15 protein-coding genes are annotated in these 17,014 nt (G+C 74.8%); 6 read left to right on the forward strand and 9 right to left on the reverse strand.

All coding sequences use genetic code 11. The annotated features are described in order from the left end of the window. The first annotated feature begins 48 nt into the window (after window positions 1–48). Window positions 49–882 carry an SCO1664 family protein gene (locus KPL57_RS39615; protein WP_226356669.1) on the forward strand — a complete coding sequence of 278 codons (834 nt, stop codon included), beginning with the start codon at window positions 49–51 and terminating at the stop codon, window positions 880–882. On the opposite strand, the gene KPL57_RS39620 is transcribed toward KPL57_RS39615, so the two are convergent. Beyond that, window positions 879–3,161: a UvrD-helicase domain-containing protein gene (locus KPL57_RS39620; RefSeq protein ID WP_226355604.1), complete on the reverse strand. Its 2,283-nt coding sequence runs from the start codon at window positions 3,159–3,161 to the stop codon at window positions 879–881. The genes KPL57_RS39615 and KPL57_RS39620 overlap by 4 nt on opposite strands. A 56-nt stretch (window positions 3,162–3,217) precedes the next feature. Continuing rightward, window positions 3,218–4,042: a sulfite exporter TauE/SafE family protein gene (locus KPL57_RS39625; RefSeq protein WP_226355605.1), complete on the reverse strand. Its 825-nt coding sequence runs from the start codon at window positions 4,040–4,042 to the stop codon at window positions 3,218–3,220. A gap of 77 nt (window positions 4,043–4,119) precedes the next feature. Here KPL57_RS39625 and KPL57_RS39630 point away from each other — a divergent pair, with 77 nt between their 5' ends. Continuing rightward, the gene (locus KPL57_RS39630; protein ID WP_226350890.1) at window positions 4,120–4,983 is read left to right on the forward strand and encodes an alpha/beta fold hydrolase; all 864 of its coding nucleotides are present in this window, start codon (window positions 4,120–4,122) and stop codon (window positions 4,981–4,983) included. Between the two features lie 94 nt (window positions 4,984–5,077). Continuing rightward, entirely contained in the window at window positions 5,078–6,514 is a 1,437-nt protein-coding gene (gndA, locus tag KPL57_RS39635) for an NADP-dependent phosphogluconate dehydrogenase (RefSeq protein ID WP_226350891.1), read from the forward strand. A 29-nt stretch (window positions 6,515–6,543) separates the two neighbouring features. Here gndA and KPL57_RS39640 read toward each other — a convergent pair whose 3' ends face one another. Continuing rightward, the gene (locus tag KPL57_RS39640; RefSeq protein WP_226350892.1) at window positions 6,544–8,256 is read right to left on the reverse strand and encodes an MFS transporter; all 1,713 of its coding nucleotides are present in this window, start codon (window positions 8,254–8,256) and stop codon (window positions 6,544–6,546) included. Between the two features lie 123 nt (window positions 8,257–8,379). Here KPL57_RS39640 and KPL57_RS39645 point away from each other — a divergent pair, with 123 nt between their 5' ends. From KPL57_RS39645 to KPL57_RS39655, 3 genes are read left to right on the forward strand one after another with little or no spacing between them, the layout of a single operon-like run. Beyond that, entirely contained in the window at window positions 8,380–9,168 is a 789-nt protein-coding gene (locus KPL57_RS39645; protein ID WP_226350893.1) for a polysaccharide deacetylase family protein, read from the forward strand. A gap of 23 nt (window positions 9,169–9,191) precedes the next feature. After that, window positions 9,192–10,355: a YncE family protein gene (locus tag KPL57_RS39650; protein ID WP_226350894.1), complete on the forward strand. Its 1,164-nt coding sequence runs from the start codon at window positions 9,192–9,194 to the stop codon at window positions 10,353–10,355. Beyond that, entirely contained in the window at window positions 10,352–10,873 is a 522-nt protein-coding gene (locus tag KPL57_RS39655) for a DUF2127 domain-containing protein (protein ID WP_226350895.1), read from the forward strand. The genes KPL57_RS39650 and KPL57_RS39655 overlap by 4 nt, the downstream gene beginning before the upstream one ends. Here KPL57_RS39655 and KPL57_RS39660 read toward each other — a convergent pair. The 6 genes from KPL57_RS39660 to KPL57_RS39685 form a co-directional block, all read right to left on the reverse strand. Beyond that, window positions 10,850–11,989 (reverse strand): NAD(P)/FAD-dependent oxidoreductase, encoded by a 1,140-nt coding sequence (locus KPL57_RS39660; protein ID WP_226350896.1) that lies wholly within the window; start codon window positions 11,987–11,989, stop codon window positions 10,850–10,852. The genes KPL57_RS39655 and KPL57_RS39660 overlap by 24 nt on opposite strands. Window positions 11,990–12,056: 67 nt before the next feature. Beyond that, the gene (locus tag KPL57_RS39665; protein WP_226350897.1) at window positions 12,057–13,013 is read right to left on the reverse strand and encodes a pyridoxal-phosphate dependent enzyme; all 957 of its coding nucleotides are present in this window, start codon (window positions 13,011–13,013) and stop codon (window positions 12,057–12,059) included. Window positions 13,014–13,062: 49 nt separating this feature from the next. Continuing rightward, on the reverse strand, window positions 13,063–14,037 hold the full coding sequence (locus KPL57_RS39670; RefSeq protein ID WP_226350898.1) for a cytochrome c oxidase assembly protein: 975 nt from the start codon (window positions 14,035–14,037) through the stop codon (window positions 13,063–13,065). A gap of 154 nt (window positions 14,038–14,191) precedes the next feature. Beyond that, window positions 14,192–14,785 carry a DinB family protein gene (locus KPL57_RS39675; RefSeq protein WP_226350899.1) on the reverse strand — a complete coding sequence of 198 codons (594 nt, stop codon included), beginning with the start codon at window positions 14,783–14,785 and terminating at the stop codon, window positions 14,192–14,194. A 109-nt stretch (window positions 14,786–14,894) separates the two neighbouring features. After that, window positions 14,895–15,197 carry a hypothetical protein gene (locus KPL57_RS39680; protein ID WP_226350900.1) on the reverse strand — a complete coding sequence of 101 codons (303 nt, stop codon included), beginning with the start codon at window positions 15,195–15,197 and terminating at the stop codon, window positions 14,895–14,897. Window positions 15,198–15,212: 15 nt separating this feature from the next. Continuing rightward, window positions 15,213–16,925 carry a glycerol-3-phosphate dehydrogenase/oxidase gene (locus KPL57_RS39685; RefSeq protein ID WP_226350901.1) on the reverse strand — a complete coding sequence of 571 codons (1,713 nt, stop codon included), beginning with the start codon at window positions 16,923–16,925 and terminating at the stop codon, window positions 15,213–15,215. Window positions 16,926–17,014 lie beyond the last annotated feature (89 nt).

A 17,014-nucleotide genomic window follows, 5' to 3' on the forward strand; every position in this document is an offset into this window, starting at 1 on the left:
CTCGACCTGCGCGACCCCGCGGTGTTCGAGGTCCTGCGCACCGGCCGCATGGACATCACCGGCCGGATGGTCGACGCCTCCAACGCGACCCTGTTCGGCACCGTCTCCCTCGACGGCGTCGAGCTGCGCTGCGTCTACAAGCCGGTGCGCGGGGAGCGCCCGCTGTGGGACTTCCCGGACGGCACCCTCGCCGGGCGCGAGGTCGGCGCCTTCCTCGTCTCCCAGATCTCCGGGCTCGACGTCGTCCCGCCCACGGTGCTGCGCGACCAGGCCCCGTTCGGGACCGGCATGGTGCAGGCCTGGGTCTCCTCGGGCGACGAGAGCGCCCTGTCCGAGCCGCCCGCCGACGACGCGGGCGACGAGCTGGACGGCGACATCACCGAGGAGACCATCCAGCTCGCCACCGAGTCGCTGGTCGAGCTGTGCGAGCCGCACGAGATCCCCGGCGGCTGGCTGCCGGTGCTCCGTGCCCGCGACGGCGCGGGGGATCCGGTCGTGCTGGTCCACGCCGACCACCCGCAGCTGCGGGACATGGCGCTGTTCGACGTCGTCGTCAACAACGCCGACCGCAAGGGCGGGCACGTGATCCTCGCCGGGGACGGCGACGTCTACGGCGTGGACCACGGCCTCACCCTGCACACCGAGCCGAAGCTGCGCACCGTCCTGTGGGGCTGGGTCGGCGACGAGCTCGGCGAGGAGCACACGGCCGTCCTGAAGGAGCTGCGTGCGCGGCTGGCGGGGGAGTTCGCCGACGTCCTCGGCGAGCACGTCACCCGCCGCGAGGTCGCGGCGCTGCGCTCCCGGATCGACCACCTGCTCGCCGAGCCGCGCTTCCCCGGCCCGGACGGCTACGGCCCGGCGATCCCCTGGCCGGCGTTCTAGCCGGTCACCTCCAGGAGCCCGAGCCGCTGCGTCGCGCGGGTCATCGCGACGTAGAGGTCCGCCGGGTCGGCCGCCCGGATCCGCTCCGGGTCGACGATCACGACGGCGTCGAACTCCAGGCCCTTCGACGACACCGGGGTGTGCACCGGCACACCGGGTGACCCCAGGTCGGTGCCGGGCGGGGCGATCACGGTGACCGTCCCGTCGGCGGTGCGGGCCCGCTCGTCGTCGACGGCGGCGCGGACCGCGGCGGCGAGCTCCCCGGCCGGGACCGTGCGGGTCCACGGCTGTTCACCGGTGCTGCGCACCGACTCCGGCGGGCGACGGTCGGGGGCGTAGGTCGCCAGCACCCGCGCGGCGGCGTCCATGATCTCCGACGGCGTCCGGTAGTTCACCGTCAGCGTGCGGTGCGTCCAGCGTCCGGCCAGGTGCGGGGCGAGCACGTCGGCCCAGGCCCGGGCGCCGGCCGGGGCGCTACGCTGGGCGAGGTCGCCGACCGCGGTGATCGACCGCGCCGGGCAGCGCCGCAGCAGCACGTGCCAGTCCATCGCGGACAGCTCCTGCGCCTCGTCGACGACGAGGTGCCCGTAGCGCCAGTCCCGGTCACCTGCCGCGCGCTCGGCCACGGTCAGCGGCACCCCGGCGACGTGCCGCTGCGCGAGCATGTCCGCGGTCACGAAGTCGGTGGGGCGCAGCTCGTCCGGGTCCTCCCCGGCGAGCGACCGGTCCGCGGACTCCAGCACGGTCAGCACCTCGGCGGCGTAGGCGCTGTCCGGTTCGGGCGCCGCGGCGGGTGTCCCGTCCGGGACCGGGCCGAGGAGCTCGGCGAGCTCGTCGAGCAGGGGCGCGTCGGCCACGGTCCACGGCGTGCCCGGGTCCCGCCGCAGCGACTCCGGAGCGCCCGCGGCGGCCAGCCGGTCCGGGTCGGCGTACAGCTCGGTCAGGGCCCGCTGCGGGGTCAGCACCGGCCACAGCCGCTCGACGGCCGCGTGGAACCGCGGGTCGGTGCGCACGGCGTCGCGCAGCTCGGCCCGCATCTCGGCCGACACCTCGGCCGCCCCGGCGGGCTCGATCTCCGGGATGTCCAGCCCTGCCAGCAGCTCCGCGAGCTCCGGCGGGTCCTCCAGACCGACCTCGAGCCGCTCCAGCCCCTGGTCGACGAGCAGCCGCCCGAGGGTGTCGCGGAACGTGGTGCGGGCGGTGTTGTGCGGCTGCCCGGTGGCGCGGGCCCGGCGGCGCGCCTCGGCGGCCAGCGCCGTGTCGATCTCGACGGTGACGTCGTCCATCTCGATCGCGACCGGTGTCCCGGGCAGCTCCTGGCGGTCGTCGACGGCGCGGCGCAGCACGTCGACCATCGCCAGGTCGCCCTTGAGCCGGGCCGTCCCCGGCGGGTCGGTCGTCTCCGCCACGACGCCGTGCGCGAGGCGTCCCGGGGTGGTGAACACGACCGCGGACTCGCCGAGCGCGGGCAGCACCCCGCCGACGTAGTGCACGAACCCCGCACTCGGCCCGACGACGAGCACGCCGCTGCGGGCGAGCCGGTCGCGGTGGGTGTAGAGCAGGTACGCGATCCGGTGCAGCGCGACGGCGGTCTTGCCCGTCCCGGGGCCGCCCTCGATCACGACGGTGCCCGACAGCGGCAGCCGGATGATCTCGTCCTGCTCGGACTGGATCGTCGTGACGATGTCGCGCATGCGGGTCCCGCGCGGCGCGGTGAGGGCGGCGAGGAGCGCGGGGTCCGACGCCGACACGGTCCCGGTGCCGGGCCCGTCGCCGTCGAGGAGGTCGTCGTGGAAGCCGGCGACCCGCTCGTGCGGGGCGGTGCCGGCGACGGTGTAGTGCCGGCGCCGGGTCACCCCGAGCGGGGTGACCGGGGTGGCGCAGTAGAACGGCTGCGCGGCCGGGGCCCGCCAGTCGACCAGCGCGCTCTCGCCGTCGGCCGGGTCGGTCAGCCCGATCCGGCCGACCCGGGTCGGGGCGGCCCCGTCGGTGTGGTCGAGACGCCCGAAGCACAGTCCCGCGCGGGCCGCGGTGAGCGTGCGCACCCGCTCCGAGGCGCGCTGCACCGACACGTCGCGCTCCCAGCGGGCGCTGAGCTGCTCCCCGGCGCGCTCGGCGGCGGCGCTCCGGGCCTGCGCGCCCGCCGCGGCGAGCTCGTCGTCGAGCAGGGCGTGCAGCCCGCGGAGGTGCCGGGTCTCGCGGGTCAGCTCCGCCTCGTAGGCGGAGTCGGTGGTCGCCGGGGGCTTGCCATCCGTGTTATACTTGAAGTGCAGGTCCACGTTCTCGTGTTCTGAGCGCACCCCACAGGGTAGCGCGCCCCCGGTTCCCTGCGCACTCATTCCCGTCGTCGGCGGACCAGCCCGACGGTCTCGCGCACCGCCATCGCCGTCGCGAACGTGCCGAACACCAGCCCCAGCACGACCGCGTCGAGCGCCAGGCCGAGGAACGCGCCCGCCACCGTGCCCGGCGCGGCGGTCACCGCCAGCACCGTGCCCCACTTCCCGGACGCGGTGCCCTGACGCAGGTGCACGACCGTCCCGACGATCGAGTTCGGGATGAACATCAGCAGCGAGGTCCCGGCCGCGACGTGCAGGTCCGTGCCGAACAGCAGCACCATCGCCGGCACCGCGAGCAGTCCGCCGCCGAGTCCCATCGCACCCGCCCAGGCCCCGATGACCAGGCCGACCACCGTCGCCGTCGGGTACAGGAACCAGGGATCGGCGACCAGTGACGCCGGCACCACCGCCCCGCCGAGCAGCGGCACGCCCAGCGCGTCGACGAGCAGCTTCGCCGCCGTCAGCACCAGCACGGCCACCAGCAGCACCCGCAGCAGCGTCTCCGAGGCGCGCGCCAGCAGCTTCGGCCCGATCCACCCGCCGACCGTGCCGCCGACGATCAGCCCGGCGCCGGTCCGCAGGTCCAGCGTCCCGCCGCCGAGCGCGTAGGCGGCCGCACCGGCGACGCAGACCCCGATGTTCGCGATCGTCGACGAGCCGTGGATCCGGGCCCGCGACATCGCGGTGAACCGGTCGAGCGCGGGCACGAACAGCACCCCGCTGCCGCCGCCGATCAGCCCGCCGACGACGCCGCCGACCAGGCCGATCACGCCCACCGGCACGGCCCGGCCGTCCCGGTCCGTGTCGGGGGAGAGGCGGACCATCGGGCCAGTGTCACCCCACCGGCGGTCCCGCCGTGCGCGGCGTCCCAGCGGGCGGGAACCGGGGATACGGTCGGCCCATGACGCTCCCGGCCCCGCAGCGGATCACCGTCCCCGGCACGACCCTGCCCGAGATCACCCTGTCCGTGCACGACACCGGCGGCGACGGCAGCCCCGTCCTGCTGCTGCACGGCTGGCCGGACCGGGCCGCCCTGTGGACCCACCAGGCCGCCGCGCTCGCCGGGGCCGGGCACCGCGTCGTCGTCCCGGACCTGCGCGGCTTCGGGGACTCCGACCGGCCCGCCGAGGTCGAGCACTACCGGATGCGGGCCCTGGTCGCCGACGTCCTCGGCGTCGCCGACGCTCTCGGGATCGACCGGTTCGCCCTCGCCGGGCACGACTGGGGCGCCTCCCTCGGCTGGGCCCTCACCCTCGCCTCGCCGCGGGTGACCCGCTACGCCGCGTTCTCCGTCGGGCACCCGGCCGCGTTCGCCACCGCGGGGTTCCGGCAGAAGGCGATGTCCTGGTACATGCTCTGGTTCCAGTTCCCCGGCGTCGCCGAGCAGGTCGTCCCGGCCGACGACTGGCAGTTCCTGCGCGGCTGGCTGCACGCGACCCTGCCCGAGGGGCACCCGATGGCCGTCCGTCAGCTCGCCGACCTGTCCCGGCCGGGCGCCCTGACGGCGTCGCTGAACTGGTACCGCGCCAACATCGACCCGGCGACGTTCGTGCCCACCACGATCCCGCAGCCCCCGCGGATCACGGTGCCGACGATGGGGGTGTGGAGCGACGGCGACCTCGCGCTCACCGAGGGGCAGATGCGGGGGTCCTCGGCGTACGTCGACGACTTCCGCTTCGAGCTCGTCGAGGGCTGCGGGCACTGGATCCCGGAGGAGGCGCCGGAGACCGCGAGCGCCCTGCTCGCCGACTTCCTCGCAGGGTGACCGAGGGGACACGCGCTCCTCGCTGCGCTGCCGGGGGCCGCGGGCCAGGATGGGTCGGGTACAGCGGCGTCCGAACGACACGGAGGAAGCACTGATGGCGGAGAAGAGCCGGATCGGGGTCACCGGGCTGGCGGTGATGGGGGCGAACCTCGCCCGCAACATGGCCCGCCGTGGTTTCCCGGTGGCGGTGCACAACCGCACCACCTCGAAGACGACCGAGTTCATGAAGGACTACGGCGACGAGGGTGCCTTCACCGGCACCGAGTCGCTGCAGGAGTTCGTCGACGCGCTGGAGACCCCGCGCAAGATCGTCGTCATGGTGAAGGCGGGCAAGCCGGTCGACGCCGTCATCGACGAGCTGGCCCCGCTGCTCGACCGGGGCGACATCATCATCGACGCCGGCAACTCGCACTTCCCCGACACCGACCGCCGTGCCGCGTACTGCGAGGAGCGCGGGCTGCGCTTCATGGGCATCGGCGTGTCCGGCGGCGAGGAGGGCGCCCTCAACGGGCCGAGCATCATGCCCGGCGGCCCGCAGGAGGCCTACGGCGAGGTCGAGGAGATCCTCACCGCGATCGCCGCGAACGTCGACGGCACCCCGTGCTGCACCCACGTCGGCCCCGGCGGCGCCGGGCACTACGTGAAGATGGTGCACAACGGCATCGAGTACGCCGACATCCAGCTCATCGCCGAGGCCTACGACCTGCTCACGCACGTCGCCGGGCTGTCCGCGCCGGAGATCGGCAAGATCTTCGAGGAGTGGAACTCGGGCGACCTCGAGTCCTTCCTCATCGAGATCACCGGCATCGTGCTGGCCAAGACCGACGAGAGGACCGGGAAGCCGCTCGTCGACGTCATCGTCGACCAGGCCGAGCAGAAGGGCACCGGCCGCTGGACGGCCATCGACGCGCTCGACCTCGGCGTCCCGCTGACCGGCATCACCGAGGCCGTGTTCGCCCGCACGCTGTCCAACCTGCGCGACGAGCGCCGGGAGGCCTCGACCACGCTGGGCGGCCCGACCCCGGGCTCGGGGAAGAACCGCGACGAGCTGGTCGATGACATCCGCCAGGCCCTCTACGCGTCCAAGGTCGTCGCCTACGCCCAGGGCTTCGCGCAGATGCGTGCCGCCTCGCAGGCCAACGACTGGGACCTCGACCTCGGCGCGATGGCCCGGATCTGGCGCGGCGGCTGCATCATCCGCGCCCAGTTCCTCAACCGGATCACCGAGGCCTACGAGTCCCACCCGGACCTGGACAACCTGCTGATGGTCCCGTACTTCACCGAGGCCGTCGCGAACGCACAGGACGCGTGGCGCCGGGTCGTGGTGACCGCGACCGAGCAGGGCGTGGCGATCCCCGCGTTCTCCTCCAGCCTGTCCTACTACGACGGCTACCGCCGCGAGCGCGGCCCGGCCAACCTGATCCAGGGGCTGCGCGACTACTTCGGGGCGCACACCTACGCGCGCACCGACGCCGACGGCAAGTTCCACACCCGCTGGAGCCAGGACGGCAGCGAGGTCGCCGCGGACTGACGCCCGCGGTCCCCGCCCGGCCCCGGGGGTCAGGTCCGGGCGGGGACCGGGGCCACCACGTCGGCCTCGTCGTCGACGTGGTGGTACTTCCCGCCGCGCAGCGCGCTCGCCACCGCGGCGACCAGGCAGGCGACGGCGGCGAAGCCGAGGGCGAAGGTCAGCCCGTCGGCGAACGGGCCGGAGATCAGCTGCGGGAAGAACTCCCGCCCGGTCAGGTACGCCGACTGCGCGGGCGCCAGCGCGCCGAGGACCTGCGGGCCGAGCAGCGTCGCGATCGGGTTGTAGCCCAGCAGCGCCGCGAACAGGATCCCGACCGGCGGCAGCGCCGCGACCCGGTCCGCCGCGAGCTCCGGCACGCCCTGGGCCATGAGCCCGTCGTGCAGCGACGTGGGCAGCGTCGTCGACAGGCCCGCGATGAGCAGCGAGAAGAACACCCCGATCGACAGCACCGTCGCCGCGTTCTGGAAGGTCGAGGTCATGCCGGCCCCGGCGCCCCGCTGGTGCGCGGGCAGCGAGTTCATGATCGCCGCCCGGTTCGGGGAGCTGAACAGGCCCATCGCCAGGCCGTTGAGCGCCAGCAGTAGCGCGAACGCCCGGTAGTCGAAGTCGACCGGCAGCGCCAGCAGCGCGAGGAACGTCGCGGCCGCGCCGAGCATCCCGACCGTGGCGAAGGCGCGGGCGCCGTAGCGGTCGGACAGGATGCCCGACACCGGTCCGGCGACGAGGAACCCGATCGTCAGCGGGACCATGTAGATGCCCGCCCACAGCGGCGTCGTCTCGAACGGGAAGCCGTGCTCGGGCAGCCAGATGCCCTGCAGCCAGATGATCAGGATGAACTGCAGCCCGCCGCGGCCGAGCGCGGCCAGCAGGCTCGCGATGTTGCCCGCGGTGAACGCGCGGATCGAGAACAGCGAGACGTGGAACATCGGCTCGGGCACCCGGCGCTCGATCCAGGTGAACAGCGCCAGCACCGCGATCCCGCCGAGGATCAGGCCGAGGACGAGCGGGCTGGTCCAGCCCATGACGTCGTCGCCGTAGGGCTGGATGCCATAGGTGATGCCCATCAGGACGGCGACGAGCCCGACCGCGAACGTCAGGTTGCCCCACCAGTCGATCCGCGCCGCGCGGCGGGCGCCGGTGTCGCGGAGCCGGGCGTAGGCCCAGATCGTGCCGAACACCCCGACCGGGACCGACACCAGGAACACCAGGTGCCAGTTCACCGGGGCGAGCACCCCGCCGACGACCAGCCCGAGGAACGAGCCGGCGATCGCCGCGACGGAGTTGATCCCGAGCGCGAGCCCGCGCTGGTGGACCGGGAACGCGTCGGTGAGGATCGCGGTCGAGTTGGCGAGCAGCAGCGCCCCGCCGACGCCCTGCAGCACCCGCATGGTGATCAGCCAGACCGCGCCGGCGTCGCCCTGCATCCAGGTGGCGGCCAGCAGCACCGAGAACACCGTGAAGACGGCGAAGCCCAGGTTGTACATGCGGGTACGGCCGTACATGTCGCCGAGCCGGCCGAAGCTCACGACCAGCACCGCCGTGACGACCAGGTACCCCATGATCAGCCACAGCAGGTAGTCGATGTTGTCCGGCGCCAGCGGGTCGATCCCGATGCCGCGGAAGATGTCCGGCAGCGCGATCAGCAGGATCGACATGTTGATCGTCACGATCAGCACGCCCATCGTGGTGTTCGACAGTGCGACCCACTTGTACCGGTCGGCCGGTCCCGATTTGTTGAGCATCGCTAATAACTGTAGCTCTCCGGTGCGCGTTCGCGCCACGGTCTCGCCCGGCTCGTCCGGTCCGTCCCGATCCTCCCTCGGGTAAAGGAATTCCCAGGTCGGGCGGGGTCTACAGTCCGCGGCGTGAGGTGGCGAGGGGTGGAGCCGTCCGCCGGGACGACCCGGCGCGAGGTGCTGCGCGCGGCGGCCGCCGCAGCCCTGCTGGCGGCGACGGGCGGGTGCTCCACGGGCACCGCGGCATCCCCGCCGCCGTCCCCGGTGACCGGCACCCCGTCCGCTCCGCCGACCACCACGCCCGCCCCGGACCCGGCCGGGACCGAGGTCGCGCACGCCGGCACCGGGCGCCCCGAGCTGGCGCTCACCTTCCACGGCGCCGGCGAGCTCGACCTGGCCCGCCGGGTGCTCACGCTGCTGCACGACCGGGGCGCCGCGGTGACCGTGCTCGCCGTCGGGACCTGGCTCGCCGACAGCCCCGACGCCGCCCGGATCGTCACCGGGCTCGGCCACGAGATCGGCAACCACACCTGGTCCCACGGCGACGTCGACGGCCTCGGCGAGGCCGCCGCCCGCGTCGAGATCGAGCGCTGCCGGGACGTGATCGCGGCGGCCACCGGCGGGCCCGGGGCGTTCTTCCGGCCCTCGCAGGCCCAGCACGCGACCCCGCTGCTGCGCCGCCTCGCCGCCGACGCGGGCTACCCGGTGACCCTGTCCTACGACGTCGACTCCCGCGACTTCACCGACCCCGGACCGGCCGCCGTCGCCGCCCGGGTGCGGACGGCCGGGCCCGGCAGCGTCGTGAGCATGCACCTGGGCCACCCCGGCACGCTCGCCGCGCTCCCCGCCGTCCTCGACGACCTCGACGCCCGCGGCCTGCGCGCGGTCACCGCGACCCGCCTGCTGGCCCCGGCATGACCCGCCCACCCCGGAGGGAACCCGTGCGCCGCCCGCTGTACGTCCTGCTGGCCCTCGCCGCGCTCGCGGCGGGCTGCTCCGGCCCCGCGCCGACGACCCCCGGGGCGTCCCCGGCCCCGTCGGCCGCGCAGGCCGCGCCGGAGCAGGCCGGGCTGCCCGGCATGCCCCCGGTGACCGACCCCGGCAACGTCGACGCGGCCGCCGGCGCGAACATGCTCTCCGACGCCGCCCGTGCGGCGAAGCCGCTGGTCTACGTCCCGCACACGAAGTCGGGGGAGGTCCGGGTGATCGACCCGGCGACCTTCGCCACCGTCGGCACCTACCGCCTCGGCGGGGAGCTGCAGCACGTGGTCCCGGCGTGGGACATGCAGACCCTCTACGCCACCGACGACACCACGAACAAGATCACCCCGTTCGACCCGCGCACCGGGCTGCCGGGCCGGAACATCCCGGTCGAGGACCCCTACAACATGTACTTCACCCCGGACGGGGCCTCGGCGATCTCGGTCGCGGAGGCCCGCCGGAAGCTGGTCTTCTACGACCCGCACACCTGGGCCCGCCAGACCGAGATCCCGACCCCGGACTGCGCGGGCATCGACCACGCCGACTTCACCCCCGACGGCCGGACCGCGGTGTTCACCTGCGAGTTCGCCGGCCGCGTCGCCGTCGTCGACATCCCGGGACGACGGCTGCTGCGGATGGTCGACATGCCGGTGCGGCACACCATGATGGGCCCGCAGGACATCAAGCTCGCCCCGGACGGCTCGGTGTTCTACATCGCCGACTCCGAGGAGAACGGGGTCTGGGTGCTCGACGGCGCCGCCACCCGCGTGCTGCGCGAGATCCCGACCGGCGCCGGCGCGCACGGGCTCTACCTCTCCCGCGACGCCCGCGACCTCTACGTCACCAACCGGCACGACGGCAGCGTCTCGGTGCTGGACTCCCGCACCGGGGCGACGAAGGCGCTCTGGCGGATCCCCGGGAAGGCGAGTCCCGACATGGGTAACGTCTCGGCCGACGGCCGGACCCTGTGGTTGTCCGGGCGCTACGACCGGGAGGTGTACGTGCTCTCCACCGACGACGGGCACCTGATCCGTCGGATCCCGGTCGGCGACGGCCCGCACGGGCTGTGCGTGTGGCCGCAGCCCGGCCGCTACTCCCTCGGCCACACCGGGATCACCCGGTGACCGCCGGACCGACGGCGGCGACGACCTCGGCCCGCCGGACCGAGCAGCTGTTCCGCGTCGCCCTGGTCGTGAAGGGCATCGACGGGGCCGCGGAGCTGCTGGGCGCCGTCGCGCTGGTGCTGGTGTCGGGGGACTGGCTGCACCGGGTCGTCGCGCAGATCCTCGCCCGCGACCTGATCGGTCCACCGGACGGCACCCTGGCCCGGCACCTGACCGAGGGCGTCGACCGCTTCGCCGGCGGGGACCGCACCTTCGTGATCGTCTACCTCGGGCTGCACGGCGTGCTCAAGCTCGGCCTGGTCGCGGCGCTGCTGACCCGCTGGCGCCCTGCCTACCCGCCCGCGGTGGTGATCCTGGCGGTGTTCGTCGTGTACGAGCTGGTCCACGCCTGGCACACGCACTCCATCGTGCTGCCGTTCCTCGCCGCGCTCGACATCGCGATCATCGTGATGGTGGTCCGGGAGTACCGGCTGCTCGGCCGGGAGGCCGCCGACTCAGGCGCCGGCAGCGACCGGTAGCCGCTCCAGGACCGCGCGCGCCGCGGCGCGACCGGCCCGGTCGGCGCCGATCGTGCTCGCCGAGGGGCCGTAGCCGACCAGGTGCACCCGCGGGTCGGCGACGACGCCGGTGTCCAGCGGGGCGCCCATGACGATCCCGCCGCCCGGTCCGCGCAGCCGCAGCGGGGCGAGGTGGCCCAGCGCGGGCCGCCAGCCGGTCGCCCACAGCAGCACGTCCGCGGGCTCGCGGGTGCCGTCGGACCACTCCACCCCGTCCGGCACGACCCGGGCGAACATCGGCCTGCGGGCCAGCACCCCGCTCGCGATCCCGGCCCGCACCCCGGGCGTGAGCCCCAGCCCGGTCACACCGACGACGCTGCGGGGTGGCAGCCCGGCCCGGACCCGCTCCTCGACCCGGGCGACGGCGGCGCGCCCCTGCCCGGGCCCGAACGGCCCGTCGTGCCACTCGGGCTCCCGGCGGGTGACCCAGGTCGTCGCGGCGGCGTACGGGGCGATCTCCAGCAGCAGCTGCACCGCGGTGATCCCGCCGCCGACCACGACGACCCGCCGGCCGGCCATGGCCTCGGGACCCGGGTACCCACGGGCGTGCAGGCTCGTGCCGCGGAACGTCGCGAGGCCCGGGTAGGCGGGCACGAACGGGCGGGTCCAGGTGCCGGTGGCGTTGATCAGGTGGTCGGCGACCCAGGTGCCGCGGTCGGTGTCGACCGCCAGCGGTCCGCCGGTGTCGACGTCCGGCGGCCCGCCGGCGTCGGACACCCGGCGGACGTGCACCGGGCGCACGACCCGCAGGTCCAGCTCGCGTTCGATGCGCCCGAAGTAGGCCGGGACGGCGTCCCGCGCGGGCAGGTCCGGGTCGGCGCCCGGGTCGTCGAAGCCGGAGCGGACCCCGGCGACGTCGTGGATGCCGTTCACCGTGCGCATCCGCAGGGTCGGCCAGCGGTGCCGCCACGCGCCGCCGGGGCCGTCCTCGCCGTCGAGCACGACGAAGCCGGGGCCCGGCTCCAGCCCGCCGCGCCGCAGCCCGGCCGCCGCCGACAGGCCCGCCTGGCCCGCGCCGATCACCACGACCCCGGTCCGCTCCACATCCGGGCCAACGCCCCGGCCGCATCCGGTCATCCCGCGGTGATCGCCGGTTGTGGAGCATCACGCCCGCCTCGCGGACGCTGCGCTCCACAACCGGTGATCACGGCTGCGCCGCGGCGCGGACCACGTCGGCGACGTCGGCGTTGCCGCCGCAGACGACCAGGGCGAGCCGGGCGTCCGGGTGCCACTCCACGATCCGGCGGGCGGCCGGGACCAGACAGCCCGCGGCCGGCTCGGCCCAGATCCCCGCGTGCTCGGCGAGGGCGAGGGTGCCGCGGCAGGCCTCGGCGTCGTCGACGACGAGGACCTCGTGCACCAGCGCGCGGACGTGGTCGTAGGTCAGCTGCGACGCCGACGGCGCGGACAGCGTGGTGATCGCCGACGAGATCGTGACGGGCGTCGGGCCGCCCGCGGCCAGGGCGGCGGACATCGCCTCGGCACCGACGGTCTCCACACCCCACACCCGGGTGCCGGGCAGCAGGGCGTGGACGGCCGTGGCGACCCCGGAGATCAGCGCCCCGCCGCCGATGGAGACCAGCACGTCGGTCGGCGGCTCGCCGAGGGCGACCGCGTCGCGGGCCAGCTCCAGCCCCACGGTGCCCTGCGCGGCGACGATCACCGGGTCGTCGAACGGGTGCACCAGCGTCCGCCCGGCCCGCTGCAGCTCCCCGGCCTGCGTGAACGCGGCCGCGATGTCGTCGGTGAGCCGCACGTCGGCACCGGCGGCGCGGGCCGCGGCGACCGACCGGGCCGGCGCGGTGCGCGGCATGACGACGACCGCGTCCACCCCCGCGGCGCCCGCGACCTCGGCGACGGCGAGCCCGTGGTTGCCGCCCGACACCGCGACGACGCCCGCGGCGCGCTCGACGTCGGTCAGCGACGCGAGCTTGGCCAGCACCCCGCGCGGCTTGAACGACCCGGCCCGCTGCAGGTGCTCCAGCTTGAGCAGCACGGGCGCGCCGAGGGCCGCGGACAGCCCGGGGGAGGGGACGGTCGGGGTGCGCACCACGCCCCCGGCGATCCGCTCCGCCGCCGTCTCGATGTCTGCGATGCTCACCCGGTCCGCCACCGCCGCAACGTAACCCCGGCCCCGCGGCCGGGCCCGGTCAGGTCCGGGGCCGGAAGCGGTCGGCGAGCTGCGGGTCGTCCTGCCACCACAGCCGGGACGGGGCGGGCGCGGCGTCGGGGCCGGATTCCGGGCCGGACGTCGTGCCGGACGCAGGAGCCGGGGTCTCGGCGGCGTCGAGCTCGGCGTCGGTCGCGCGGGCCCGGCGTGCGTCCTCCCGGGAGAACAGCCACAGCACGACCCCGAGGAACGGCAGCCCGACCACGTCGCCGCCGATCCACAGCACCCCGGCGCCGAGCACCTGGTCGGTGTGCGGGTCCGGGCCCCAGCCGCGGTGCAGCCCCAGGTAGTACGCCGCCGCGACGGCCGGGCCCAGCCACAGCACGATCCCGAGCACGGCGTCGCCGACCATCTCGGCGATCGTCAGCACCAGGGTCACCGGGTACGGCGTCGACGCGGGCGTCGGGTCGATCCGCAGCCGGGTCCAGAAGTAGACGAACCCGCAGGCCACGAGGCCGGTTCCGACGGCACCGGACACGACGCCGTCGCGCAGGGTCATGGCGTAGAGCGGGGTGAGGTAGACGACCATCAGGGGCGCGACGAGCAGCACGGTCGCCGCGAACGGGCCGGTCAGCACCCGCGCGGCCCGGGAGTGCAGCACCCGTCGCCAGGCCGGGCGACGGTCCTCCGGCACGCCCGCTGCCAGCAGCGTCAGCGGCGCACCGAGCGCGAGCAGCATCGGCACCACCATGAGCAGCAGCAGGTTCTGCACGGCGCGCACCCAGAACAGCGTGTCGTCGTACACCCCGACGAACGACGACCCGGCCAGTACGGCGACGACCAGCCCGGCGCCGAACGCGACGGCACGGCCCCGCGGCCATCCTGGACGGCCCCGGGCGGCGACCGTGTAGCCCGCGGCCGCCGTGGCACTCGCCCCGAGCAGGAGGGGCGCGAACCGCCACGTCGTGAACAGCCGGAGCGCCGTCAGCGGCGGCAGCAGCGCGGCGGCCGTCACCGTCGGGCCGCGGGGGAGCAGGTCACGGCGTCATCCTGCGCCGCTCCGGACCGCCGTGGAAGGGACGGTGGGCGGGTCGGCACGACTGCGTCGAACCCGCCCGGGATCCGTTCGGCGCCGTTCGCGCGGGTCGTCCGGAGCAGCGGGCCCGGGCTCAGCCCATCGTCCGCGCGCCGTCGATCGCCTCGCGGATGATGTCGGCGTGCCCGGCGTGCTGGCTGGTCTCGGCGAGCATGTGGATCGCGACCCGGCGGACCGACCAGGACGTGTTCGGCTCGAACCACGGCGCGACCGGCAGGAGGTGCGCCGTGTCCAGGTCCGCGGTCCGCAGCACCTCCTCGGTGCGCGCGGCGACCTGCTCGACCCGGGCCCGCAGGTAGTCCAGGGTCTCGTGGTCGGCCAGGACGAACCGGGTGTCCACCCACTCCTCGCCGGAGGCGGACCAGTCACCGCCGTTCGCGTCGGCCTCGGCGTCGACGGCGCCCCAGTCGACGGAGTCGTTGTAGACCTCGACGTCACCGAACGCGGCGGCGCCCTCGACGGCGAAGCGGAACCACTGCTCCTCGGTGTCCGCGACGTGCTTGAGCAGTGAGGCGATCGTCAGCGCACTCACCGTGCTGCGGGTGCGCGCCTGCTCCTCGGTCAGCCCGTCGGCGGTCTGCAGCAGGAAGCCGCGGTGCCGCTCCAGGGTGGCGATCAGCTCGGCACGCTCGCCGGTCAGGGCCTGCTTCTCGTCGGTGGCGTTCATTCCGGGGCCGCCTCTCGGGTCCGCGGACCGGGGCCGTCCCGGTCCGACGGGAACGACGATAGGACCGATCGCGGACGGATCCGGTCCTCGATCAGGGGCGTCTCCGGAATCAGTCGTCGAGTTCGTGCAGCGCGGTCTCCCAGCGCTCCCGGCGGGCGTCGTCGTCCTGGTCCCACCAGGGGGTGCCGCGCTCGCCGAGGCCGTGCTTGGCCGCGGACACCCGCGTCCGGGCGGCGGCGACGCGGTCGTCGTCGCCGGTCCGCCTACCGGCCCCGACCTCGGCGCGGGCCTTCCCGAGGTGCTGCTGCAGCGCGGACCGCACGTCGTCGGGGATCGTCGGATCGGTGGCGCGCCACCGGCGGCCCCGGACGACGATGTACCGGCCGTCCGGGGTCCGCTCGGGTTCGCTCACGGGGTGGCGGCGTGCTCAGCCGCTGACCGGCACCACGTCCGGCGCGCCGAGGCGGGCGGCGTCGGCGGTGGCGTCGTCGGGCATCTTCTGGCTCTCCCGCTCGGCCTCGACCCGCTTGACGTAGTGGTCGACCTCGCGGGCGATCTGCTCGTCGTTCCAGCCCAGCACCGGGGCGACCAGCTTCGCGGTCTCCTCGGCGGCACCCACGCCCCGGTCGAAGGTCTCGATCGAGATCCGGGTGCGGCGGGCGAGGATGTCCTCCAGGTGCCGCGCGCCCTCGTGCGAGGCGCCGTAGACGACCTCGGCCCGCAGGTAGTCCTCGGCGCCGGTGAGCGGCTCGGCCAGGGTCGGGTCGGCGATGAGGAGGTCGAGGACCTCGTCGATCAGCGAGCCGTACCGGCCGAGCAGGTGCTCGATCCGCACCGGGTGCAGCCCGCTGCGCGCGGCGAGCTGGTGGGTCGAGTTGCGCAGCGCCGTGAAGCCCTCGGCGCCGAGCAGCGGGACCTTCTCGGTGCAGGAGGCGGGCACCTTCGCGTCGAGCGAGTGCACGGCCGCGTCGACGGCGTCCTTGGCCATCACGCGATAGGTCGTGTACTTGCCCCCGGCCACGACGACCAGCCCGGGAACCGGGGTGGCGACGGCGTGCTCACGGGACAGCTTCGAGGTCGCCTCGGACTCGCCGTGCAGCAGCGGGCGCAGGCCGGCGTAGACGCCCTCGACGTCCTCGTGGGTCAGCGGCTGCTCCAGCACCTCGTTGACGTGCGCGAGCAGGTACTCGATGTCGGCCGCGCTCGCCGCCGGGTGCGCCTTGTCCAGGTCCCAGTCGGTGTCGGTGGTGCCGATGATCCAGTGCCGGCCCCACGGGATGACGAACAGCACCGACTTCTCGGTGCGCAGGATCAGCCCGGCGTCGCCGCGGATCCGGTCGCGCGGGACGACCAGGTGGATGCCCTTGGACGCACGCACCTTGAACTGGCCGCGCTCGCCGGCGAGGCCCTGGGTGTCGTCGGTCCACACCCCGGTGGCGTTGATGACCTCCTTGGCGCGGACGTCGAACCGGTCGCCGGACTCCAGGTCCTGCACGGTCGCGCCGATCACGCGGCCGGAGTCCTTCAGCAGCCCGACGACGCGGGCGCGGGTCGCCACGTGCGCGCCATAGGCGGCCGCGGTACGGGCGATCTCCATGGTGTGGCGGGCGTCGTCGACCTGGGCGTCGTAGTACTCCAGGGCCCCGACCAGGGCGTCCTTGCGCAGCGACGGCACGACCTTGCGGGCGCCGCGACGGGTGAGGTGCCGGTGGTGGGGCAGGCCGCGGGCCCGGCCGGACAGCAGCCCGAGCGAGTCGTAGAGCGCGACGCCGGCACCGGCGTAGAAGCGCTCCCACACGTGGTGCTTGAGCGGGTAGACGAACGGCACCGGGCGGACGAGGTGCGGCGCGAGGGTCTGGATCAGCAGCCCCCGCTCCTGCAGCGCCTCGGCCACCAGGCGGAAGTCGAGCATCTCCAGGTAGCGCAGGCCGCCGTGGATGAGCTTGGAGGAACGGCTCGACGTGCCGGACGCGAAGTCGCGGGCCTCGACCAGCCCGGTCGACAGACCACGGGTGGCCGCGTCGAGGGCGGCACCGGCGCCGACGACGCCACCGCCGACGACCAGCACGTCCAGTTCGCGGTCGCCCATCGCCTGCAGCGCCGTGGTACGGGCCTCCGGGGAGAGCGCCACCGATTTCATGATCAGACCTTCCTGAGTGGTTCGTGCTCGTGCTGTCCCGCCGGGGGACTACCCGTTGAACACCCGTCCGATCGCGGGTGTGCCCGGTG

The sequence above is a fragment of the Pseudonocardia sp. ICBG601 genome (assembly GCF_020496245.1).

Bases quoted from the DNA above. Each gene is read 5' to 3' on its own strand.
- KPL57_RS39615 (WP_226356669.1), top strand. From the start codon at position 49: ATGGACATCACCGGCCGGATGGTCGACGCCTCCAACGCGACCCTGTTC.
- KPL57_RS39625 (WP_226355605.1), bottom strand. From the start codon at position 4,042: ATGGTCCGCCTCTCCCCCGACACGGACCGGGACGGCCGGGCCGTGCCG.
- KPL57_RS39630 (WP_226350890.1), top strand. From the start codon at position 4,120: ATGACGCTCCCGGCCCCGCAGCGGATCACCGTCCCCGGCACGACCCTG.
- gndA (WP_226350891.1), top strand. From the start codon at position 5,078: ATGGCGGAGAAGAGCCGGATCGGGGTCACCGGGCTGGCGGTGATGGGG.
- KPL57_RS39640 (WP_226350892.1), bottom strand. From the start codon at position 8,256: ATGCTCAACAAATCGGGACCGGCCGACCGGTACAAGTGGGTCGCACTG.
- KPL57_RS39660 (WP_226350896.1), bottom strand. From the start codon at position 11,989: ATGACCGGATGCGGCCGGGGCGTTGGCCCGGATGTGGAGCGGACCGGG.
- KPL57_RS39675 (WP_226350899.1), bottom strand. From the start codon at position 14,785: ATGAACGCCACCGACGAGAAGCAGGCCCTGACCGGCGAGCGTGCCGAG.
- KPL57_RS39685 (WP_226350901.1), bottom strand. From the start codon at position 16,925: ATGAAATCGGTGGCGCTCTCCCCGGAGGCCCGTACCACGGCGCTGCAG.